This is a genomic window from Acinetobacter sp. ANC 3929 (assembly GCF_000369405.1).
Lineage (GTDB): Bacteria > Pseudomonadota > Gammaproteobacteria > Pseudomonadales > Moraxellaceae > Acinetobacter.
Map to the genome: position 1 here is coordinate 554273 of NZ_KB849998.1, position 24008 is coordinate 578280.

At 36.9% G+C, this 24008-nt stretch carries 17 protein-coding genes; all 17 read right to left on the minus strand.

Going from position 1 to position 24008, the window contains the following annotated elements; all coding sequences use genetic code 11:
- Positions 1-90: 90 nt before the first annotated feature.
- Positions 91-2241 carry a DEAD/DEAH box helicase family protein gene (locus F909_RS13670; protein WP_005147503.1) on the minus strand — a complete coding sequence of 717 codons (2151 nt, stop codon included), beginning with the start codon at positions 2239-2241 and terminating at the stop codon, positions 91-93.
- Positions 2242-2254: 13 nt separating this feature from the next.
- Positions 2255-4159 (minus strand): site-specific DNA-methyltransferase, encoded by a 1905-nt coding sequence (locus F909_RS13665; protein ID WP_005147504.1) that lies wholly within the window; start codon positions 4157-4159, stop codon positions 2255-2257.
- Between the two features lie 24 nt (positions 4160-4183).
- Positions 4184-6898: an ATP-binding domain-containing protein gene (locus tag F909_RS13660; protein ID WP_005147506.1), complete on the minus strand. Its 2715-nt coding sequence runs from the start codon at positions 6896-6898 to the stop codon at positions 4184-4186.
- Positions 6899-6908: 10 nt separating this feature from the next.
- Positions 6909-7595, minus strand: coding sequence for a DUF4391 domain-containing protein (locus F909_RS13655; RefSeq protein ID WP_005147508.1), 687 nt, complete (start codon positions 7593-7595; stop codon positions 6909-6911).
- A 2-nt stretch (positions 7596-7597) separates the two neighbouring features.
- Positions 7598-10873, minus strand: coding sequence for a helicase-related protein (locus tag F909_RS13650; protein WP_005147511.1), 3276 nt, complete (start codon positions 10871-10873; stop codon positions 7598-7600).
- 94 nt (positions 10874-10967) lie between these two features.
- Complete coding sequence (locus F909_RS13645) at positions 10968-11996, minus strand: competence protein CoiA family protein (RefSeq protein ID WP_005147512.1); 1029 nt, start codon at positions 11994-11996, stop codon at positions 10968-10970.
- Between the two features lie 179 nt (positions 11997-12175).
- Positions 12176-14005: a GmrSD restriction endonuclease domain-containing protein gene (locus F909_RS13640; protein ID WP_005147513.1), complete on the minus strand. Its 1830-nt coding sequence runs from the start codon at positions 14003-14005 to the stop codon at positions 12176-12178.
- Positions 14006-14098: 93 nt separating this feature from the next.
- Complete coding sequence (locus tag F909_RS13635) at positions 14099-14335, minus strand: helix-turn-helix transcriptional regulator (RefSeq protein WP_005147514.1); 237 nt, start codon at positions 14333-14335, stop codon at positions 14099-14101.
- 96 nt (positions 14336-14431) lie between these two features.
- On the minus strand, positions 14432-15334 hold the full coding sequence (locus F909_RS13630) for a recombination directionality factor (RefSeq protein ID WP_005147520.1): 903 nt from the start codon (positions 15332-15334) through the stop codon (positions 14432-14434).
- 149 nt (positions 15335-15483) lie between these two features.
- Positions 15484-16611 carry a YqaJ viral recombinase family nuclease gene (locus tag F909_RS13625; protein WP_005147524.1) on the minus strand — a complete coding sequence of 376 codons (1128 nt, stop codon included), beginning with the start codon at positions 16609-16611 and terminating at the stop codon, positions 15484-15486.
- 175 nt (positions 16612-16786) lie between these two features.
- Positions 16787-17842 carry a DUF932 domain-containing protein gene (locus F909_RS13620; protein WP_005147525.1) on the minus strand — a complete coding sequence of 352 codons (1056 nt, stop codon included), beginning with the start codon at positions 17840-17842 and terminating at the stop codon, positions 16787-16789.
- A gap of 54 nt (positions 17843-17896) precedes the next feature.
- A complete protein-coding gene (locus tag F909_RS13615) occupies positions 17897-18196 on the minus strand; it encodes a hypothetical protein (RefSeq protein ID WP_005147527.1) in 300 nt (99 codons plus the stop codon).
- Between the two features lie 101 nt (positions 18197-18297).
- On the minus strand, positions 18298-18675 hold the full coding sequence (locus tag F909_RS13610; protein ID WP_005147529.1) for a hypothetical protein: 378 nt from the start codon (positions 18673-18675) through the stop codon (positions 18298-18300).
- A 165-nt stretch (positions 18676-18840) separates the two neighbouring features.
- Positions 18841-20007, minus strand: a complete 1167-nt coding sequence (locus F909_RS13605; RefSeq protein WP_005147530.1) for a hypothetical protein — start codon at positions 20005-20007, stop codon at positions 18841-18843.
- A 654-nt stretch (positions 20008-20661) separates the two neighbouring features.
- Complete coding sequence (locus tag F909_RS13600) at positions 20662-21582, minus strand: hypothetical protein (RefSeq protein WP_005147538.1); 921 nt, start codon at positions 21580-21582, stop codon at positions 20662-20664.
- A 75-nt stretch (positions 21583-21657) separates the two neighbouring features.
- The gene (locus tag F909_RS13595) at positions 21658-22602 is read right to left on the minus strand and encodes a YagK/YfjJ domain-containing protein (RefSeq protein WP_005147540.1); all 945 of its coding nucleotides are present in this window, start codon (positions 22600-22602) and stop codon (positions 21658-21660) included.
- Between the two features lie 141 nt (positions 22603-22743).
- Positions 22744-23909, minus strand: a protein-coding gene (locus F909_RS13590; protein ID WP_085940844.1) for an IS3-like element ISAba22 family transposase whose coding sequence is annotated in 2 segments (ribosomal slippage) — positions 22744-23651 and positions 23651-23909 — 1167 coding nt in all. Because the reading frame shifts where the segments join, the coding sequence is not laid out codon by codon here.
- Positions 23910-24008 lie beyond the last annotated feature (99 nt).

Consider the following 24008-nt stretch of genomic DNA (forward strand, 5'->3'; position numbering starts at 1 on the left):
GGTGTAAGTCTTGTGTTTCTTGCTCATGGTAAACTCCTGATGAGTGTGTTTAGTTTACCAAGTTAAAACCTCCTGTTTTTTCAGCACACATCATTGCAACTCATCAGGGAGTGCAACCAGTTCACCATTAGCTTTGTCTTGATGATATTTAGGTGCAATATGATCATTATCATCGATATAGTCATTTCGTGTCAGATACTTATGAATCTGCTTTGCCATGACTTTCGTCACTTCAAGTTTTGAGCCATCGACAAGTGTAAATACCTTGCCTTCAAAGTACTCCGGCGTTGCTTGTGTTGGACGACTCGCCAACGTATTTACAATCTCTGTCTGTAATTTAGCAACAAAGTCTTTGTAACTTTCATTGGTTACAACAGTCAGATTATTTAAACGATGAACTTCACCTAATGCACCGAAATAGTTGGCATCCATGCGTTCGCCATTTTTATTCACCGCTAAGCGCAGACCACGTCCCACTTCTTGGCGACGTGAAATCGTATTATCTGAATGCTTCAGTGTACAAATTACAAAAACGTTTGGATTGTCCCAACCTTCACGTAAAGCAGAATGCGAAAAAATAAAACGTGTTGGTTCTTCAAATGACAATAAGCGCTCTTTATCTTTTAAAATGAGATCATAAGCATCTATATCATCCGCTTGTTGCACGGATACGCCCAATTCTTCATCTTTTACTTTCTTTAAAGCTGGATCAATTAACTTTTTCGATTTCTTATCAATCGAGAAATAACCATTATGAGTTTTATCCACATCAATAGATTTTAAGTATTCTTGATATGGATCATTTTCTATATTGAGATCCAAAAACTCATTTAAAACAAATTGATATTGTTCTTTAAAGATTTGAGTGTATTCACCATCAATAGGATTATTATCTTCATCATACTGACGGTATTTAGCCACTTCATCGATAAAGAAAAGACTCAGAACTTTAATACCTTGATTATAAAGCTGACGTTCTTTTTGAAGATGTGCACGAATCGTTTCACGAATTTGAATCGTGCGCATGACTTGTTCATCAACATGTCCAACGGCTTCACCTACATGGATTTTTTTCCCATTTTCAAAAGTAACAGAGTTATCCCGTGCATCAATATCGGTGACAACGTAACGGTCATGGTATTGCTCAGCCTGTCCAGAGATACTGTAAAGATTATCACCTTTTTTGATCTGTCGAATTAAACGCATAAATCCATTTTTTTCTGCAATCTCTAATTCAAGACGTGCAACTGGTGCAGATTTTGAGACGAGAATATCCTGTAAATACAAATATCCATACGTACCAGATAAACCTTGGACTTGGATACCTTTAACCGTAATTTTCTTTACTAGTTTTTGATTATAGGCATCTAAAGCATCTAAACGATACACCAAGTTATAGTCACGTTTATGCGTCGCAGAATAACGTAAAATAAATAATGGCTTGAAGTTTGCTAAAGATTGTAAGGTTTTTTCCGCCCCCATCTTTTGCGGTTCATCCAAAATTAGAATTGGACGGTTACGGCTAATGACATCAATCGGTCGGCGAGATTGAAATTCATCAAGCTCATCATAAATACGTCGATTATCTTTGCCAGTGGCATTAAAAGCTTGAACATTAATGACCATGACATTAATGCCCGCATTTGAGCTAAAACTTTCTAAATGATGTAGGGCTTTAGAATCATAGATAAAGAAGCGGGCTTTTTTGCCGTATTGTTCCTGAAAATGATCTGCCATCATATCAAGGCTTTTATAGACACCTTCACGAATCGCGACACTTGGCACCACAATAATAAATTTCGACCAACCGTATCTTGCATTGAGTTCAAACATGGTACGGATATAGCAATAGGTTTTACCTGTACCAGTTTCCATTTCAATATTTAAATTCAGTGGACTGTCAGTGAGGTTTTTACCTTTAGCATCATCAACCACCAAATTGGGTGATGGTTCTAAAATATTCGTCATTTGTACATTTTGAATATTTTTAAGCACCGCATTTAAGTCAATAATTTTGGCATTTTCGAAACCTACATCGGCAACAACTTTTTTAGTCTTACCACGCTGTAAATCTAATGTGTCTTCAAGCATATCGGCTTGCGCCGATGGTTTAGTAGATTTTGCTATGCCTTGGTCGATCATATAACGATGACCTTCCAGCTTAGGTTGTCCAACAAAACAATCCACAACAGCTTTAACAGCATCTTTCTGATAATCAAGTGTTTTAAAATGGATTTTCATCTATTCAATCCTCTTAAATAAACTTAACTTCAGTTTCAGGCGATAGCTGCTTAAAGCGTTCTTTGATATTGGTTTTGTCGTGATCGAGTTGAATTGCACGTTCTGCTGATACGACCCGCAATGGCTTGTCTTGGGCAATTTCGTCCACCATCTTAAAGTTAAGTTCGTCAAAACATGCCACAAGGCTATTACCTGCCACATAGAAAACTTCTTTGCCTTGAATAGTTTTACGCTCAATTGGTAATGAGAGTTCAAGCCCCCAATCCAACATGACTTGGAACAATAAGTCTTCAGAAGTACGATCTTCTTTGATATGGTCGGCTAAATCTAAAATATCGACTTGCTTATAAGCATCAGGTGTGTAATACACATCTTTCATATTCGTGGAATCAATTTTGAGAACTCGGAAGCCAATATCTAAATTTTCGATGCCTTCTGCCCCTTTATTTTCCTCAATAATTTTTGTACCCGCACGACGGATGCGTTCTTTTGAAATATCGCTAACAAATTCATAATTTAATTTTAAAGCAGTCGCATTTGACTTAAAATCATTACCAATTTTATTAATCAGCTCTTTTAGCTGAATGACGATAAATTTTCTATAATTTCCATCTAAAATATTTTGTTCAAATATTGCATGAGCGGTCGTTCCACTACCTCCAAAAAAATCCAAGACAATATCATTTTTTTTAGTAGAAAGTGATATTATTCGACTCAATAATTTAATTGGTTTTGGATTATCAAATAATACGTTACCATCAAAAAGTTCTTTTAGTTCTTGGCTTCCCTCTTGATTATGCCCTACGCTTTTATTATCCCACCAAGTCCACGGTCTTACTCCATCCGATTCACTTAAGAATTTCTTTAGTCTTGGTCGATTTTCTCCATCCCTACCAAACCAAATTCTATTATCAGCAACTAAATCTAAAAAAGTTTTCTGAGCCATGGCCCAACAACGTCCTGATGGAGGAGTCATCTTTAATCCACTTGGCGTTGTGATTTCATAAAATTGTGATTTAGGTGCACGACCAGTTTGACCTGTTATATCTACAGAAGCCCAATCTCCCCGAGGATCATTATCAGGATTTGTATAGCCTTTTAATCTCTCAGAATCAAAAGGTAGGCTATTAAAATATACTAATTCCGAATTTTTTCCATATATCATGATATAGTCATGCGCTGCACTAATATTCATTCTTGCATCAGGTGAGGTTTTCTTTTGCCATATGATTTTAGCAATGAAATTTTTCTCCCCAAAAATTTCATTACACATATTACCTAAATTATTAATTTCAGAATCATCTAAGCTGATAAATATTACACCATCGTCAGTCAATAAATTTCTAGCTAATTTTAATCGGCTATACATCATACTCAGCCAATCGGAATGGAAACGACCATTACTATCAGTATTCGCAATTAAACGGTTACCTTCTTCATCAACTTGGTTTGATTTTTCAAAAAATACTTCAGTACTTTCAGCAAAGTCATCTTCGTAAATAAAATCATTACCCGTGTTATAGGGTGGGTCAATGTAAATCATTTTGACCTTACCCAAATAATTTTCTTGCAGTAGCTTTAATGCTTCTAAATTATCACCCTCGATAAATAGGTTTTCTGTGCTATCAAAATTAACACTTTCCTCACGGCATGGACGCAAAGTTTTAGCAATTGGTGCATTGGCAGTCAGAATAGATTCTTTCTTTCCAACCCAATCAAGACGATAGCGTTCTTGCTCACCTTCAACCAAAACCTGTGAAAGTTCCTGTTTCAGCAAATCAAAATCAATGGCTTTTTTCAGCTCGCCATTTTCGATTTGTGCTTCTGTCACACAATTCGGGAATAAGGCAGCAATCTTTTCTATGTTGCTATCAACAAGGTTTAGGCTGTGCATTTTTAGTTGGTCTTGGTTTGGCATTTATACAATCTCAATCATTTAATCTTAAAAATCTAAATTTTCCATATCCCAGTTTTTACCGAAATATGGACGTAATTGTTCGAGTGCTGTCGGCAATTCATCGGTACAGGTCACTCCTAAATAATTGGCTGCTCGCGTTGCACCGACATATATGAACTTCTGATATAAATCAGGATGCTGTTGTAGCAGTTGATCTACTCCAACAAAGAAAACCGCTTCAAATTCTAAGCCCTTAATATACTCAATGCTACAAACACGTACATCCGTTGCATTGCCTACACTTTGACCTTGCAAACATGCAATGGCTTTTAAATTAAACTCATCTAAATATTCTGTGAGTTTTTTCGACATAGGTTGTACATCAGCTTCATCTTTTACCAAGACGACAATAGAAGGTAAAAGTTGCTCTTCTGCATGATTTGTATTGACTAGACGTTCAATTTCACTAATACGCAGGGTAATCCAGTGAGCAATATCATCTAAGTCTTCATGATATTCTGCTATAACAGGGGCTAAACCTGCAAAATCCGTAAACTTTGGTAATTCAGAACGTGCAGCCAAATCACTTTCATCCATTAAGTCCAAAATTGCATGTGTAAATTCATTTAATTTAGGGCTCTGACGATAAATGATATTAATACGTTCAATTTCTAACTTTTCAGAAATCCATTCAATGAGTTCTAAATCCTTGATCCCGTGTGAAGTTAAACGCTGATTAAAGTCACCACAAGCAAAAAAAGAATTGAGTAATGGATTAGTCATAGCTTGCATACATGCCAATTGTAATGCAGAAAAGTCAGTGGCTTCATCTACCATGATTTGATCTTTTAACAGAGTATCTCTTAAACTCTTTAACTCTTGGAATGCAATTTCATCAATATTTCTAATGATATAAGACTCGGTGAGTAAGTCTTTAATATTGCGAAGTATCACCAACAAAATTAAATCCAGCTCTGATTGTGAAATTTTCTTTGCATCAAACTTCTGAACTGAAAAAAAATGTTGATAATGTTCTTCTTTTCTAAACTTTTTAAATAGACTTGTTGGCTTTTTATATAAACGTTTCCAGCAATTTAGGTTATGACGTAAACCATTTTGCAAAGCAATACCACGCCCTAATTGGCTGAGTCTTTCATCAGAAGGTAATTTACCCTCTAACCACTCAAGCAACTTCGCATCTTTACTGTTTTTTTTCAGTGTTTTCTTTAGGTAACAATTACGCGCAAGCTTTTTTATAAACTTTAGATATTCAGCTAAAGCTTTGGCTTGTTGAGTATGATTGACTGATGCATCAATCTCATCATCGTCATAATCAGCTTCATCATCCTCATCTTCTTCCACATTCTTTAAGCTTTCTAAAAAGCGTGCAAGTTCTTCAAGAATATTTTCATGTTTATTAATCAGTAGGTTTTTTTCTTCCTGAATAATTTTTTCACTGATTTTTTTCTCACCTTCAATCATTTTTTTAATTTGATTTTCAAGCTCAAAAAGCTGTCTATATTTGCTCTTGACTGAATTCTCACTCGTAATAATCACACTAATTTTTTCAATAAGTTTTTCATCATTAAGACCTGAGGCCTGTTTTAAGATTTTTAGACCATTGTTTAGCTCTATATTTAAAGACAATTCAATAAAATTTTGGAAACTTGAATAGAAACGACGTGGATCATCTATATATTCTTGTTTAACAAATTCTTCATTTTGCACTAAAGCCAACCCTGAAGTATTGATGGGACTTTTGAGAATGCCTAAAGTTTTACGTGCAATATTACGAGCGCAATCAGACCAAGTAATTAAATTATCTTTAATTGCAATACCTTCATAATTAAAGGCTTTTAATAAATATTCTTTTAAAAGGTCTGAAGGGGTAAACATTAGCCAATCATTAAACCCTTTTCCATCTTTACCTAAATTTTTCAATAATTGTAATTCTGATTCTTGAAATGAACCTTCCGAAACATCTAACTTTTGCCCTAACCGCTTAATTAAAGTTGTCGTTTTTCCTGTACCTGGTGGGCCTAAAATAATGCGTTGTGAATTGATAGGCAAACGAAAAATATTATCTTGATATTCATCTAACGCAGCTTGGCTACGCAATGACATCCCTGAGCGTATGTTGCGGGTTAGTGTTTTTAATTTGCCTGATAAAGTTTGCTCATGTTCATGTAATTGTTTGAGATAAGCTTCAACATCAATCCCTTTATCTTCAAGACTCTCTAACAATTGTCGAAAAGAGTCTAAATTTACTTTTTCATCCTCTGTTAGAACTTCTACTTCTAAACAATCCCATATCTCTTCAATCATACGAGGCGTGAATTTAATTTTTCGAACTACATAGTACTCTTGTTTACCAAACTCAATGTCTGATCCACAATTTAAAGCTGCTAAACGACCTAGTGGCGCACGATAGCTAATAAAATCAATTTTTTTCTCACGCCAATCATTTAAGCCCGTAGGTGGTGCAACCTTTGAAATATACACACTGCGACAATAATTGTGATCTACATCTTCTAAGTCCACACGCATGAACACTGGTTCTTTAAATAGCTCAAGACTATCTTTTTGTACAAAATTTGAGGCATTTTCTAATATTAGAAATGCATTGTCAGTAAATGAATTTGCAGTAATCACTGAACCAGAAAAACCGGATTGCTCTAATATATCTTTTGCTTTCAGTGAGATATCAGAAACAATATCCAATGTCTGCCGAGCAATTATATTAATTTCCTGATTTGACATGTTATCCCTCTTATTTCAATAAGCTTTTTATCTGTTGCAACTGAATGTTTAGCTCAGCTATTTTCTGATTAATTTCAACCTTACGATTAAACTGTTTTTCATTTCTCAACTTGGATTTCAACTGATGAAACTGTTTTAACAAGCTTTCAAGTTGTTCGGCTTTCTGTAATTTAAGTTCAAGAGAAATAGATTCCCGATCTTGGTGCTGTTCTCCACTTGCTGCTAGTGGTAATAACTGTTCGATGAAATGTTCATATAGATCAGCCAATTTTAGGTAAAGAGGTAATTCAGCACGTTTATGATCTTCTAACCACTCAGAAGCATAATATTGACCTATCACAGCTTTGCTTTTATCTGCTTGATTCAACCGTTTATACGTTGCAACGAATTTAACTTTATCCTGATAAACCACTTCAAAAACAATAGGCGTTAAAATGAGTTTGTCGATAAAAGATAGAATTGAAATATCTAAATTTTCCACACGACTTTTCACTCGAAAAATTTGAATTTCTTTCAAGTCATCTTGATCTTCAAGGTGAATCGTAGAAGCTGACAGTTTATAAGCCCAACGAATACTCTCGACTTGATTCACAAAGAGTTGCTCAATTTTACCGTTAGCTTTACCTTGTTCGTAGAACTTGTTTTTCGGAATTATGCGGTCAACTTTGGCTTGTTGTGGAAATTGATATAGCTTCATGACTAAGTATCTTCAATCACAATAAAGCTAATTAGTTCAAAATCATTTAAGCCTGAAACAACATCAACCAATGCCGAAGTTGTCAAACCCGAAAACAGACTATCAATATCCTTTTCAACTTTTATATTTTGAATGCTATGGATCACGGTATCCAACAATGCTGAATATTGACTCATATCTCGTCCATCGTTGGTTTCTTGATTAAATTTTTCATAAGCTTCTGGTATTGGATCAACTTTTCCACGACATGCTTTCCTAGCGATATCCAATAAATATTTGGCTTGAGTGTAGTCATAAACCACTTCACCGCTTTTATTAATATAAATCAAATAGTACGGATATAAGCGATTACTTTGACTCGTATGCGACTCAGGATGTCGTGCTCTTAAAGTAAAAATGACTCCTGTATTTAAGCCTAGTTCAGGTTGTGCAGGCACAACAGTATGAAGACCATTTGGCAATCGTTTCAACTCGGGATGTTGTTCCAAATAGCCAAGCAAATCCATACGAAAGTCATTTAGACCTAAATCCGTAATTGATACACCTGTATTCGCATCTTCCAAATCCAGTACTTCATTTTGTAATTTTTGTAGTTGTTCTTTGCGATATGCCATATCGTTGGCTTGAGCACTCAGAACATTATCATCCCCTGTACTCGTCATATCGACAATGACCATCCGATTTTCAACACGTTCTCGTAGGTTGATATATTCATCTAAACTAATATCAGGCCAGTAATTCACAAGCTGAATCACATCATTGGATGAGCCAATACGATCCACTCGACCAAACCGCTGAATGATGCGGACAGGATTCCAGTGAATATCGAAATTAATCAAATAATCACAATCTTGTAAGTTTTGTCCTTCAGAAATACAGTCTGTGGCAATTAAAATATCAATTTCTCGTGCTTCATTTGGGAATATATCTTGTTTTTGTTTTGATTTTGGCGAAAACAACGTCAGTAAACCTTGCATATCGTAGGCTTTACGGCTGCCTAACATTGTTTTAATGGTTGAATTGTTTTTTGAGCCAGTAATACAAGCACTGTGTAATTGATGCTGTTCATGTAAATAGGGTGCTAGATGTTCATAAATATAATGTGCAGTATCTGCAAACGCAGTAAAAATGATCACTTTGCAGTTTGAAGGGTTAATTGGCTGTTGGACCTTCTCAATCACTTGCTGTTTTAAATGTTGTAGTTTCACATCGTGGGCTGCATCGATTACTTTAATTGAACGTAATAAACCGAGAATCAGTTGATGATCACCTTCAAGATCAACTTTCCAAGTCATGAGATCCAAATCACCTAGATGAATTTTGAGTTTTTTCCCAATTAAATCTTCACTACTTAGTCCCTCATCATTTTCATCTTCATCATATCCAAAATCAGTTGAAATACTGATTTCATCCGAAGATTGCCGTGTTTCAAAATCAGCAATTTGTGATAGGACTTTCTCAATATTATTTTTTAGTACAGTTAGTGTTAAACGAAAGGCATGGACAGAACTTTCAAGCCGTTTCAGCAAATTCACCGTCATTAAGGCTTGTAGACTTTTTTCCCGATCCTTTTGCTTAAATTTTTTCCCATCCCCTACTTGAGTATCAAATAGCTCTTCATATTTTTTTAACGCGCTTGGAAAAATGTAACTCACTGGCGCATAGACAGACATCTTAATTAATGACAGATCGGCATATATTTCATTCAGAGATACAGTATTGTGCTCAGTCGACAACGCACAGTGAAATGAAATTGGCTTTAATCGTTGGGGGAATTGCCCAATATCTTTAGTATCGTAAAAAGTTTGAATATGCTTTCTAGAACGGGCAATCGTGACACTATCTAACAACTTAAAGAAATCAAAATCCAATAAGTTTAAAATTGCTTGTGTATTACGTTGCTTCGGATCAAGTTTTGCCCATGTATTAAAACTTGCTTGCGCACGACTAAAAATTGTTGAAATATCCCTCTCGGTATCCAACTTTTGTTCAAGCAATGAAGCATTACCCTCATATGCCAATGCCAACTGATTTTTTAAATCATTAAAACGATTATTGACTGGAGTTGCGGAAAGCATCAAAACCTTAGTTTTTACACCTTGACGAATAATTTTATTCATCAATTTATCGTAACGAGTTTCTTTATCTTTATAAGTATCTCGGTTTCTAAAATTATGTGACTCATCAATTACAACAAGATCATAATTTCCCCAATTGATCTTTGCTAAATCAATCCCGAGTGTTTCACCGCTACTACGTGATAAATCAGTATGATAAAGAACATCATAGTTAAAACGATCTTTAGCAAAAATATTGGTGACTAAGTTCGCATTATAATTGGTCCAGTTAGCGCTTAATTTTTTTGGGCAAAGTACCAAAACACTTTTATTTCTTAGTTCATAATACTTAATCACAGCCAATGCAGTAAAAGTTTTACCCAATCCAACACTGTCTGCCAAGATACAGCCATTATAGCTTTCAAGCTTATTAATGATCCCTACTGCTGCATCTTTCTGAAAATTGAACAACCTATTCCATATCAAAGTATCTTGATAACCCGTTAGATCATTTGGCATCACATCTTCATTTAAATCTTCCAAAAAATCCTTGAAGATGTTGTAAAGCATTAAGAAATAAATACGTTCAGGAGGATTCTCTTGATAGACCGATTCGATATGCTGAATAATTTCACTGGTGACATCATCAACTTTTGAAGCGTCATTCCAAATTTGGTTAAATAATTGAATGTAAGTTTGTACTGTAGCAGTCTCATCAAAGCAATTTACGATATTCGAGATCGCATTACCCTTCTCAAAACCAAGTCCCATTGGAGTAAATCCTTGGATAGGCATGTATGTTAGGGAATGTTCAGGTTTTTGGATGTTGATAAATTCCTGCATTGGCGCATTGCTGTTATTGGATTTAAATTTAGCTTTGCGTCGTATCCAATCTGCACATTCTTTGGCAATCGCCTTTTGTGATAATTTATTCCTTAAATGAATTTCAAATTCTGTTCCGTACAAACTACTTTCACGATCTTGCTGAGGGATCACAAACTCACGTTTTTCTTTTTTAAGTTTGTCTGTAACGTTATCCGCAACAAAGGTTGGCGAAGTAAAAATGAATTGTAATTCTTCAATTTTTTCAAGTTCTTTCTTCAATGCAGCAAAGGCATAAATTGAAAAATAAGACGCCGCTATCTTTAGACGTGATTTGCTGTTGAGATTTTCCTCAATCTCATTACCTAATGTGTTATTAATGTTATCAATCAGTTTCATAGAGAAGGAATAATAAATATATCATTCACTATAATAACTGAAATATTTCTTCTTTCACGAAATCTATCTTACGCACGCCAAATTCTTATTTATCTTATAAATTCAATAGCCTTTCAGGTCTATACCAATCACATTCAGCCGCCTGATTCGACCCACATTTAAACTTTTTGGCTTTGCAAAAAATAGGCTGATTATTTGCGTAATCCCAATTATTCCCACTATATTTGCATAAAAAACAATTCTTTATAGGCACTCTGTTCTGAACAGCCAACGTTAGCTGGTCTAAAAATATATCACCGTGAGCATAGCCCACATATACGGTAGAGTTCACGAACTCTAAATCTGTTTCAATAATATTACTATAGATAATTTTATCCTTGTACTTCGCAAGCTTTGCTTCAATATCTGACAAATAGGAGAGCTCTAAAAAGGACTTACCTGAGTCCCAAACATAGAAACCAAAAAATTGCTTACGTAAACATTTGCACTCAGAATCCGTAATTGAGGCACTCCCCTGATTAAAGCCCAAAAACAATGCACCATGAGGTTCTAAATTTGCTTGATATATTTGATCTATATCTTCCTCAGAATCAATTCTTATTTCTATAATACGTTTTCCTGAGCTTTGTTTTTTCTCACTCAAAAAGTGTGTTACAGCAATTTCAATATAAATATTGTCTTCTGGAAAATTTGCTCTAGAAAGTAACAAATCTGGAATGAAATTTTCTTCTCTCTTCTCAACTTCAATAATTGAGAAATATTCAGTCAGATCAAACTTCTTTTCAATAAATCCAAGATCACAATTCTTACGAATACTTCTTCTGAATTTATTGCATTTCTTAGAAACATGAAAGGTAATATAAAAGGGTTCATTTTCTTCTAAGCATTTTTGGTAGACCTCAAAAAAAACCTGTTTTCCCAAACGATGTAAATATGTTTCACCATTGCACTCTTGAATACTTTTATGTGCAAAATGTGGTTGTTTTATTTTTCCATTCACTTTAGCTATTAAAATATTATCACAGCCTAAACATATGAAATCTGACTGTTGCTCTTTACCAACCAGATCAATAGCTCTGACTATTTGCCCTAATTGATCTTTAGCATATTGATAACGTGCCATAAACCTACCCTTTTATATTTATAATCCAATACTCTAAGCTCTAATTATTTCCTCTTCAATGCCCCCAAATCTTAAGAAATTCACTATTCCAACTAAAAAAATAAGCCACATAAAATCAAGTATTCTTTTATATAGATACATACAAGAAAATTGGGAGATAGCTTATCTCCCAATTTTAATTAACTAACACTCATGTCTGAGCAAGATTTACCCATTACTCTTGTAATTAACCCGAGTAAATCATTTCTTCTATTTTCAATGAAAAGTTCAAAATTATCATTTCTAATAGCATCAATGCTAATAAGATGAGATTCCAAGATTTGATTCATTGCTTCATTATTGATCATAACAGTCTTATGATTTTGTAAATCCTCTAGATATTTAGAGGGAGCCTTCCCCCCAATCATTCTATTTGCTTTATAAGATATTGGAGTTTTATTAAGTATCGAGTCATACACTTTTAGAGGTTTCTTATTTTCTTCACACCATTTCTTAGGGAAAATGTGGTGAATATCTAAAGCTACCTCTTCTACATCCAGATTTTGAATAGACTCTTTCCAAAAAAAGTCTTGAGCTCCATCTCTTAATATCAGTATATTTAGTCCTTTATAAGCAGCACTCAAACGAGATCTTAAAGTTACTAGACGTTGTGCCTGAAAAGAGGCTTCTTGAATAGTACGGACATCATGATAGTTATCTGTTAACCAACTTACAAAGTCTTCTAAGTCATTTGCAATACGAGTCTCAACTGCCCCACCGTATAGCTCGCCTAAGACACCACACCAAAACCATTGCGTTAATTTTTCATAAACTTTTGGTTCAAGCCATCTTTCATTTAGGAGGCTCAATATTGCAGCCAAGGGGACTAGTTGAGTTCTATATGGCAGATCTTTCGTGAAGAAAAAACACTCTTTCCTCAAGAACTTTGCGGCCAGTAAAAAACCATTTTCTACTTTATCAGCCCATTGCCTATATTCTTCTAATGACATTGCCAATATTGCTGAACGTTTTGCACTGACTGCTGAAACTAATTTTCCAGACTTATTTTCTTTTATATCTGTTGTTCGTTTTTGCAATGTACTCAAAAGGCTGATCGTTTGTAAAAAATCAGTAGGTTCAATCACTTTTAAAATTGATTCTTTATCAAATAAAGATTGGAAACGTCCAATAGGATTTCTCTCTGGGTGACCGTACCAATCATCTCTTAAGTTATAACCTTCGGCTGCAAAAGTTGCTGTTACTAACTCAAAAACAGATAATGGAACACCACCAGTATTTACTTTTTCAAATACCAAGCAGACTGCTTCTTTTGAGTTATCCTTATCTAGCTTAATCACTGGCACAGCATACTTTCGAAAAGCATCTAATACTTTTTTCCTAAACTGCATATATTTTGGCATATTTTCAGGAGCATTTTCAAAAAGAGACTCCTCCCACTCATCAGAGTTTAGAATTTTATTACAGGGAAAGAAAAATGCCTTGCATTCTTTTTGTGTTGAAGAAAAGTCTAATAGAATCTCATCCCCTTTTTCATTTGTTATCTTTTTTATATCGCGTCCAAAATTGGTTCTAACAATTCTATCCTCTTCTACTGATATAAAAGCCTCCTCAAGATTACCACCAAGGGCCATTTCAATATCAATATAATAGAAGCGTTTAATTAAACGCCCTTTTTCATCAAAAGTCTTTACTGGTTTATCAAGCATTAGTACTTGAGTTAAAGATGTTAATCGTTGTTGACCATCTAATATGAGCTCCTCAGGCTGAATATCTTTATTTTTTAGATCCACATTTTCTACAGGGCGTACTTGGAATTTAACATCTCCACCTGTTTCCAATAACATCACTGCACCAACTGGAAAAGAACGAGATATACTCACTAGTAAAGATTTTATATGTGAATTATCCCATACCCAGCCTCTCTGAAAATCAGGTAGCTGTAATTTACCTTGAATAACTTTTTTTAAAATATCATTCAAATATTCTTTTGAACTATCAAAATTACTCATATGCCAAACTTATTTAAATTAATTCATTTAAAATACATTATCTTATAAATTTTTCAATTAGCAAAAAAAATAAGGGAGCAAAAGCTCCCACTCTTATTCTTCTCGGCTTTTCAGCTTACTCTCAATCCACTGATGGATTTCCCAAGCTGACCAACCGATACGCATTTCAGTCAAACGTATAGGCTGAGGAAATGTCGGATCGTAATACTTTGATTTCTTGTTGATCATCTCATAGATTTTTGATTTGCTGAGAGCAGTAAATTCAACCACATGCTTGATGTTAATGATTTGATTCATCTGAAAAGTTTGACCCGTGATCGACGCATTCATGATGTTTTCTCCTAATCACTGATGCGAGCGTGTATTCGCTCAGATGATAGGTCAGTCCAGTAAAATTTTACACAGTCCTATGTTGTCCAAGCCAATCTAATTCAAAGCCTGCACCGACTGCAGCAACCCTTTCTGAATATCCTTAACATGGCTCAGGTCATTGGTTTGCTGATGTTGCTCTGTTTTAGAATCATCAGAGTAAAACTCCTCAACAATATCCAAGCCCTCCTCACCTCCCACCTCAAAACTGGCATTGCCATAACCCTGCCTTGCCACATGATCCAAAGCCTCCTGATAAAATCCTGCCGCCTTGCTTTGTTCATCGATCTCCTTAGCTGAAGTGATAGCAGCATTTAAATTCACACCATCCCTTAAAGTTAAATCCACGTAGTAAATCGGAGTCCGATAACTTTGTGTGGTGCTTTTACCTCGTAAAGTCAATTGCAATGGCAAACATGAAAGTAAGTCACCTGATGCAGCACTGTAATAACGCAATCGTGCAGCCAAAGTACGAATACTATTAAAACCTGTGGTTCTAAAGATGAATGTCCCTAGCTCATCTGATTCATCTAAGTTGACGTAGAGTCTGCCATAAGGCTTGCACAACCCGCCTTGAGCCAATGGACATAAATCAGGGGATGGGCATGGATGTTGTTTAATCCCATTTTGTCCTAGTCGCTGAGAGGTTTCGCCATTCCCTGAGCAGATTAAACGCCCTGTTTGTCGGTCAAATAGACAGTACTCTGCTCGTAGATTCAACTCAGGATCATTAAAAATCATCCGCACTGGAATACTTCTGAGCTTTTGGTTTTGATTGGGCGCTTTGACTCGAAGTGGTTCATCAAATGGATGTCTCACCCAGCCGTCTTTCCCCTGAATTTGGCTGGTAATGGTAAATTGATCGTCCTTTTCAGGGAGCCGTTTACCATTTTTCTCAACAATTTTGCCGATGCTGATACGACCTAAAACGGGTGGTGTAATTGAGAGACCTTTAATCATAGTGATGTCCTCTATATAGATGTTGTAATGTTGTTTAAATTCGGGTAAATAAATTTTGGGCATAAAAAGTCCCATACCTGTTGGGGTATGGGATCGGTTGGTTTTGGTATTGGTTGAATTTACTAGATCGATTGTGGGTAAAGGATGAGTTATCCACCATTGGGATAAATCTGAAATCTTCGTGTTCCCACTTTAGTTTGTGGAAACTGCTGGAGATACTCAGGATGCTGTTTAAGAAGCGATTTACTATCTAGACTGATTGAGTCTTGTGATTTCTTCCAAGTGACTGAACCACCTATAAATACTGCTCTTTCAGCATCTTTCATCATCATTTGAAGTTGATGTTTGAGTTCATCAAAATACTGTTGATGCTGCTCAACCTTATATCGCTCCTCTAACAATTGGTTAAATAGGTAGTTGGCTTGTTCATTTTGAGTGAGGTCTTCTACTGATAATGGAATCTGCTCAGGATAGAGTCGCTGCAAGGCTTTGGCTGCTGAATCAGAGGCATCTACACTGGGTGGAATGCCCGATTCTACACATTGCCAGAAATGTCGTTCAGCATTGATGATGTGTTGAATCACGGTTTCATTGCGCGTCACCTTAAAGATTTTAGTTTCATGTCCACACATCAACGCACAGATATGCGCTGCCTGTTTGCCTGTCACTGCCAGTTGATGTTGCACTTGGCACAGTACATACAGTGGTACACCATCCCGCCACAGTTTTGAGCCGTACTCACCTACTGTTTTACACTCTAATATTTGAACTTCGCCATTACCCACTACGGCATAGTCCAAATTGGCAAGCATAAAGTATTTATCTTCATCCGGATGTTGCAACACTGCATTGATTCGACGCACTTTGTGGTTGGTGTGCATGCTGTAGTATTCCGCCACCAACGGTTCTAGCTTTTTGCCCCAATACAAGGGTGCATAGCCCGCACTTTCGTCCTCAATATTTTGTTGCATCCGCCCTGTTTTAATCATCCACAGTTCCAGCATCGACATATAGGGATTCAGTCCACAGGCCGTTGCCGCATCGCTACTGCCTATGCCTTGTTTTCTAACTTCTAACCATTGCTGGTAATTCATTTGCTTGGTATTAGCGAGACGCTTTGCTGTCAGTGCTTTGGTCTTGCGTGGCTGCTTGTTCAGTCGGTCACGTTTGGTTCGAGTTCCCACTTCAATTCGCTCGGTAGATTGATTTAGATTCGGTGAATAAGGCTGTAGTGGTGGATTATTTAGCGTGTTTTGAATTTGAGTATTGCTATTCATTGCAACTATTCCTGTATGAGTAAAATCGTAAAAGCTGAATTTTGGGCATAAAAAAAGCCGCATCTGAGGGTGCGGCTAAAGGTGTTGCTGTGCTTGTACGGTGTTACAGTATGCTCAGGCTAATGGAAGTGACTTAAATCAAACTTAATGGATGCCATGTTTTAGAATGACTGAACTAAGCCACCATTCGAATGGCTTGTTCCAAACCTCGTTGCTTGATTGCTGCCCCTGCCCCAAACCAGGCTGAATCAAGTCGATGATCCGTACTCATCGCTCGACGTTCATGGTCTGTGAATTCAGTAATGGCGCACAGTAAACCATAAGCCGTATCCTTGGCTGAACTCAATTCTGCACCCCGTCCATGCCCGTTAAACATGGTCATCACCTTAGACATAGCACGGCCATTCGGTTCAGTTTTATTCTCAGTTTTGCTTACTGAGGTATTCCTTTGATTTGGCATAGCAGCATTTCGATAGAACTGAATAATGCTTTCGTCCTGTTCCACCGCACTCAAGTTAGTGTTGTTAAATACCGCATCAAAGTAAGCAGCAGCTTCCTGTTGCGTCACCTTACGCTGACTCAGTTGTTTCATTTCATACATGTGTTCATCCCATGAACGGACTGAGATACCGAGTTGCTGTTTGACTTTCTCGGCATCGAACTTAGTGCTGTGCGGAACTTTAACCACACCTGAATTACCTTGTTGACCACGTAGAGCAATCGCCAAAGTGTTGTTACACACCACTCGAATAGAAGTAAATTGAGCCGTGGTTGCTAAGGTTCCATCGCAGGCAGTTGCCAATAAAATGTAGCCGTTACTGACATCCTTACCCTTGAGTGCTGATGTCTGTCCAGTCTTCGCCAATGCCCAGAATTTCTTGCCGCCTTTGAGTACCCCTGCGGTTTCTAACTCAAAACCCGATTGTTCTGTTAAGTCTCGATAAAACTCCAGAATTTCCATCGGTTGGACTTCTTGAAAGCGTTGACTCACCACAGATAAAGGCTCCTGCGTGTCTGAGCGATATAAGACCCGTTGTTCCTGATACGGCAAGATCAGATTTTGCTGTTTGTGGTTTTCAGCCATATAACTGACATCGGAGGATTCAATCCTCCAATCCATACCTGCCTGCTTTGCCCAGACCTCAATCGGTTGGTTTGGAGTGAGTTGATTTCCTAAACCATGCCAAGGGGTTTGTTCTACAAATGCCATGCTTTCAACTAAATGTGCCATAGGAATAATTCCTCTATAAAAGTTAAGTTGTTTAAAAATAAAATTGAATGAAGCTTAAGCAGCCACTGCAAAGTCTTGTCCGCATTGCAAACAGTGGTAATGCTGAGCGGATTTATAATGTCGATAAAAATAATGCTGGCTGACCATAACCAGTGTTCCACCAACCACAACCCCAATCAGCCCACCGATATACGGAGGAATGCCTGCTTCTTTTGCCAGCTTGATACCAAGTGCAGCCATTGCAGGCGGTGAAAATGCATCTAGAATCTTTTCAAAATACTGTGGACCATTCGGCTGGGATTCTCTAAGAATCACCTGTTCAGAATGGCAATAAGGACAATGTACGGTGCTCATCACGAAAGTCCTGTAAGTAGCTATGGATGTTTAAAACTTTTGATTGAGACATAAAAAAACCATGCCTCTTGGGCATGGTTGATGTATATGCTTTTGGTATGTTATTTAAAACTATAGCTTGCTGAGCCTTGATCAGTCTCAATATCGACCTTCACCACAGCATCGTAGGAACATCTCAAGTAAAGTTGTAAAGATTGCCCAATCTGGAAATAGGCAGGTAGCTTGATCGGATCATTGTATCGGCCTGTATAACTACAGCGTCCATTATTTACATCAACCTTATTTAAGGTAATCGGTTCAGAGTCCAGTGAACGGAGGGTTAAAATCACATAGGTTCGGTTATATAAACCTCCTTCGCTATATTCCGTATTGAGATTGACTTCCATGCGATCGGGATTGAAGCCTGACGTACCACAGCCTGATAAGGTTAACGGTAATGTGATAACAGCAGACAGCATTAATTTTTTAAGTATATTCACAACAATATTTCCTTTATTGGACTTACCTTGATTTGATGTTGAGCAGCGCCAAACATTTGGGTGTCGTGGCTTCGTGCTCATGCTTCATAGAGGTAATATGTATTTGAAATTTCTTTATTTTAAGAAAATGCTCATGCCAAACTGTGCTTGAGCAGACCATAGCCCTTATAAAACACTGCTTTCCTGTTCAGGTTCAGATACAACTTGTTCTTGTTCCCGCTGTTTCTGATATTTCTTGATCAAATCTTCAGGTGAGAGATAGTTCTCTAATCCAAATTTGAAATTCCAAAGTGGAGACTTAAGCACATCCTTAAAAGGTGTAGCCTCTAACTTCTCAGTGATTTCAGGACTGGCTGGCAGTGCATGCATGACACTTTTTTGCTTAAACTCAAGTGGCTTAAATACAGGGGTAATATTCGCTCGCATTTCTACGGGATCACCACTTCTATTGGCTTTGCTGATTTGATTGAAGTAGAAAAATACCCCTTCAAAATTCAACTTATTGTCATGAAAGTTAAAAACATAGCCCATCTTGAGTAATGTAAGATTTTCAACTATCAGCTTGGCTAATTCAGGCTGGACTTTAAGTAGGATTTTGGAGACCACCACTGAACTACCATTTTTATCTTCTTGTTCTAAGTCTAGAGATAATTGCTCAGTATCAGGATCATAGTGATAAGCACGATTAGATAGCGCAAGGCTAATATCTTCTACACTTCGGTTCAGTGCTTTCTGTAAAAGCTCCACATCATAATCAATTGCATTATTCTCAGCGTCCTGTTGAGCCTGTTTGACTCGATTGTCATAGTCCTGCGTTTTTTCAAATTCCTGCTTGGGCTGAATGTTCGGTGACTTTAAATAGCGTGCATAGTTGATGGCTAGATTATTGGCATATTTAAAGTATTCATCGGTGCTCAAATCGAGTAATACATTATTTTCCTCTGTATCTCGATCTTTATCTCCAATCACAAAAATCTGATCTCGATTTAGATTAAGTAGGCTTTTGACTCGTTCATAATCTTTAATAAATGAAAAATCGTTGACCACATTCGGAGTTTCTGAGAAATCCAGTGATTCCCTTTGCTTGGGATAAAAGATTTTAGGATCAGGAAAAAGCACTTTTGATTCTGCTTGCTGCCAGCTTTGGTCTGGACTCAATTTGTCTTTGGCAACAATAACGGCTGATTTTTCATTGATCGCATCAAGGCTCACAGTATCTTCTTGGGTTTGGCTTTCTATGGCTTGATTGTTCTCGTGCTTATCTTTACTTGAACATGCCGCCAAGCTGACCAATAAAATACATAGAGGTAGATACTTTAGTTTCATTGTCATGGTGAATCATTCTCTTTTATTTTGAATGAACGCTCGCCATCTGTAAGGCTATTGCGCCAATTCTTGTTTGATTCTTTATTGGAGTGCTGTGTTTTATTCAGGCGTGAATATTCATAGGAAAATGAACTTTCCACGGCCGAGCAGTAAAATGATCCAAGCACACAGACAAACAGAGGATGGAAATCCTTCATTTGTTTACCCCAGATAAAATTATTGTTTTACGTATGCTGTCATTGGTCTAGTGAGGACAAAGCCGTATACAGCACTGGGGTGTAGAGAAGAATGAGAAATTAAGAATATATAGACGCATGGGCGACTCCTTTGTTTATTAAAGAAGTTCTACCAAAAATCACTGCTAAATAATGGTGGCAGAACGAATGGGGGTTAGCAGACTGGTAAACAAAGAAACCAGCACGCGCAAGCGCGTCCCCCAAACGCCTGCCATAAAGAGAATGGGGGACGAACGGGTCCACAGCAGATAAAAGTAAACTTTTAACTACTGTCTTTGTTTATAGGGTCTGCTAAAACCCACTGACGATGTAGGTCAGCATCGAAAGGATAGCCCCCACTCTGTCTGCCGTCAAGCAGACAAAGTTGAGCGAATTAATTGATGTTGATTTGATAAGCAGTGTATCCATGGATTAAAAGATATTTTTAAAAATTAAAGCCTTTGACTGGCTTAGCTAAGAATTGTTGAAATTTTCGAGGGCGTACTCTTAACCGTGTCGCCTTATCCTCTACACTGTAAAACTCATTTCGTCTCATACCTTCTAGATCATCACGAACATCTTCCATTCCCTCAAACAAGGCAAGGAAGCTATCATCTCGTTCTTCCCATGGTAAATCCAAATTTGAATCGAGCACCAAACCATTACCATAAGTTACAGTCAACCATTCCTGATTGAGTTGCTGATAAAGCATTTCTGTTTGTTTTAGCACATTGCCATTAAAGGTCAGAAAGTAAGCACATACATACTGATTCGTTTCAGGGATGCGCAATACTTTGCGATAAAGAAATAAACAACCATTTTGAATCAAAGCACTATTCTGAATCCTTTTTTCAAAAAGATTTACATGCTTAGCAACATCACAAATCGAGACTAATGGGATTTGATCCGCTTGATATGTAAAATAGCATTTGAGCGTATTGAGATGATGTTGGTGTATGGTGGTTGCGTCGTATTGTTCAACACATTTACGAATACGTTTTGCGTGCGCCTCATTGTCTGCCTTGATCGTTTCCAAGAATTGAACACTGGTATATACCACTCTTAACTTTTCTAGTATTAGTGCAATGAAAACTTTGATCTGCTCAACATCTTCACTAGGCAGGTACACAAGTTTGAGAGCACACAACGTTGCGTGATAGCAATAGACTAGAATTGAAATCCACAGATCGAATTCCAATTCTTTATAGTGCATCAATGGTTTCCAATCAGGCAACGTATCTAAAAATACCTCATGCCAATATTGCATATCTAATGCTGTCTTCTCAAAACGCGCTTGTTGATAGAACTTTTCTAGATTTTGTTCTAGACGAGTTGCATGTTGATGTTCGACTTGGTAAAAGCTCATTGCAAAAACTCCTATGCGATTTAATTGCATAGGAATGTGTTTGGCGTATTTTTTTAATTGCTTAGATTAGCTTTCCTACTTTAGTCCTCGACGATAACGAGTTCTGTACTGCCCTGTTCCGAATGTTTTTTGGCTTTCACTGAGTTTAACTCTGAGATACTGATCTAACTTTTCAGGTCTGGTTAAATACAAAGCTGTTGCAATTGCACAATGAACTGAGTGAGGATCATCTCTATACACCATACCAACTCCTATAGTGTTATTCGCTTCAAACCTCTTCAAATACTGATAATTATTTATAACGAATGCCTTACCTATTTCTTGAGTGTTATCTTGTGATTTAGTCTCTCCTCGAGTGATCTCTTGCCATTTTGCCTCAACCATTTTGCCAAGTCGAAATCCATTTTGATGATCCGCCCCTTGATACAGTAATAGTAGATGACAGTGATAACCACCCAAATCAGCCCCCTGTTCCAGTGCCCAAGCAAACCCCTCTATCCCCTTAAAACAACCATCCTTATTTGAAATACGATTACGTAATACCTCCATGTGCTGAGAAAATAACTCAAATGAAATCTGATCACGAATATCCTTATCATATTTAAGGTCAACCCTTACCACTAAAAGACGCGCATAGTGATTAAACAGATTACTAAGGTATTCTCGTAATGACTCCGTATTCTTTACTTCTTGACGACTATAGTCCTGAATTTCCTGTACCGATAAATGATAGTTACAGATGAGTGCAGCACGTATATCTTTAAGGTTTTTTGAAATTACATAATAAAAATTAATACTCTGCATCTCTGTACATAGAACATCAATCAGAGTCCAAACCTTAATAAAATCTCGTATCAAAGGACTGTAGTAATATTCTTCTCGGTAACACAATCTGAATGATTCAATAATCTCTACTAGTTCTATGACTAACGTTTCATCCCTATATCCACGATGAATAAGGGTATGAATAAGCTTCTCTATACGTAATAAGATTGCAGGTTCATTGACTGAATTAAACATGGAGTTGACTCACTAAGATAGATTCATAGTGATGGCAACTGATGTATTTTTTTATATCGAGCAGGTGTATGTAATTGACACCTGCCAAATAACATCCTCTGATATACGCTGAATTATCAGGAGACTTTCCCTTGGGAGATTCTAGGCAGCCAACTTATAAAAGTCTTCGGCCATTTGATTTGGTGTCTTAAAACCCAAACCCTTTTGAATTCTTCGATGATTATAAAATAACTCAATGTATTTTATAATATCTGCTTTGGCTTCTTCTCTAGTTTGATAGTTGTAATGATGAACTAACTCATTTTTCAATATTCCCCAAAAGCTTTCAATCGGTGCATTATCGTAACAGTCTCCGCGCTTGCTCATTGAACCTTGAAAACCATATTGCTCAAGTATATTTCGATATTCATGGCTGCAATATTGACTTCCTCTGTCTGAATGCACAATCAGTTCTTTGGTTGGTTTTTGATTGTGAATAGCCATATTTAGCGCATTACAAACAAGCTGTGTTGTCATGCGCTCATTTAAGCTATAGCCAACCACTTGCTTCGTGTAAAGGTCTTTTACCGCTGCTAAATACAGCCATCCTTCAACAGTCCATATGTACGTAATATCACTTGACCATGCTTGATTTGGTCTAGTCATTGAGAATTGTTGCTCCAGCAGGTTTTCATAGATCGCTCGATTATGGTCACTATTCGTAGTCCTTTTAAAACGCTTGTGTCGCTTACAATACAGGTGGTTCAGCGCTTTTATCTGACGTACAGCGTACATACTCATTTTTATACCCTGAGCTTGTAAGTATTTGGTTAATCGAATATAACCATAGCTCTGCCTTGTCTCCTCATGGGCTATTTTCACCAATATCGTCTGTTGATTTCGTTGAATCGTTCTTTTGCTCACGCCTCTCTTGAGCCAATCATAAAAACATGAAACTGAAACATGAAGTAATCGAGCCATTAAGGTAATTGGAAAAGAATATCTTTTTTGTTTCATATAGGCGTACCTTACTGACTTTCTTTGGCAAAGTACGCTGCTGCCTTTTTTAAAAATTCACGTTCCATTTCAGCTATTTTGAGCTGTTGTTTGAGTTTTTTATTTTCTTCGAGTAGAGCGTTTAGATCAGGTGAATACTGTTTTGTACCTGCTAAAGTTCCAGCCTTTGCTTTGGTATTCCAATTTGAAAGAGTTTGCATTGAAATGCTAAGTTGTCTAGCTGTTTCCGAGACATTGCCTTGATTGGCTTCAATTAATTTGATGGCTTCAGCTTTAAATTCTGTGGTGTAAGTCTTGTGTTTCTTGCTCATGGTAAACTCCTGATGAGTGTGTTTAGTTTACCAAGTTAAAACCTCCTGTTTTTTCAGCACACATCACTCATCTTCCATTTGAGAATTGGTTATATTCTT

Excerpts from the sequence above, each read along its gene's own strand:
- F909_RS13635 (WP_005147514.1), bottom strand. The coding sequence starts at position 14,335 with ATGAATGCGTCGATCACGGGTCAAACTTTTCAGATGAATCAAATCATT.
- F909_RS13595 (WP_005147540.1), bottom strand. The coding sequence starts at position 22,602 with ATGTTTAATTCAGTCAATGAACCTGCAATCTTATTACGTATAGAGAAG.
- F909_RS13665 (WP_005147504.1), bottom strand. The coding sequence starts at position 4,159 with ATGCCAAACCAAGACCAACTAAAAATGCACAGCCTAAACCTTGTTGAT.
- F909_RS13640 (WP_005147513.1), bottom strand. The coding sequence starts at position 14,005 with ATGAGTAATTTTGATAGTTCAAAAGAATATTTGAATGATATTTTAAAA.
- F909_RS13670 (WP_005147503.1), bottom strand. The coding sequence starts at position 2,241 with ATGAAAATCCATTTTAAAACACTTGATTATCAGAAAGATGCTGTTAAA.
- F909_RS13625 (WP_005147524.1), bottom strand. The coding sequence starts at position 16,611 with ATGAATAGCAATACTCAAATTCAAAACACGCTAAATAATCCACCACTA.
- F909_RS13620 (WP_005147525.1), bottom strand. The coding sequence starts at position 17,842 with ATGGCACATTTAGTTGAAAGCATGGCATTTGTAGAACAAACCCCTTGG.
- F909_RS13615 (WP_005147527.1), bottom strand. The coding sequence starts at position 18,196 with ATGAGCACCGTACATTGTCCTTATTGCCATTCTGAACAGGTGATTCTT.
- F909_RS13630 (WP_005147520.1), bottom strand. The coding sequence starts at position 15,334 with ATGATTAAAGGTCTCTCAATTACACCACCCGTTTTAGGTCGTATCAGC.
- F909_RS13605 (WP_005147530.1), bottom strand. The coding sequence starts at position 20,007 with ATGACAATGAAACTAAAGTATCTACCTCTATGTATTTTATTGGTCAGC.
- F909_RS13600 (WP_005147538.1), bottom strand. The coding sequence starts at position 21,582 with ATGAGCTTTTACCAAGTCGAACATCAACATGCAACTCGTCTAGAACAA.
- F909_RS13655 (WP_005147508.1), bottom strand. The coding sequence starts at position 7,595 with ATGAAGCTATATCAATTTCCACAACAAGCCAAAGTTGACCGCATAATT.
- F909_RS13650 (WP_005147511.1), bottom strand. The coding sequence starts at position 10,873 with ATGAAACTGATTGATAACATTAATAACACATTAGGTAATGAGATTGAG.
- F909_RS13660 (WP_005147506.1), bottom strand. The coding sequence starts at position 6,898 with ATGTCAAATCAGGAAATTAATATAATTGCTCGGCAGACATTGGATATT.
- F909_RS13645 (WP_005147512.1), bottom strand. The coding sequence starts at position 11,996 with ATGGCACGTTATCAATATGCTAAAGATCAATTAGGGCAAATAGTCAGA.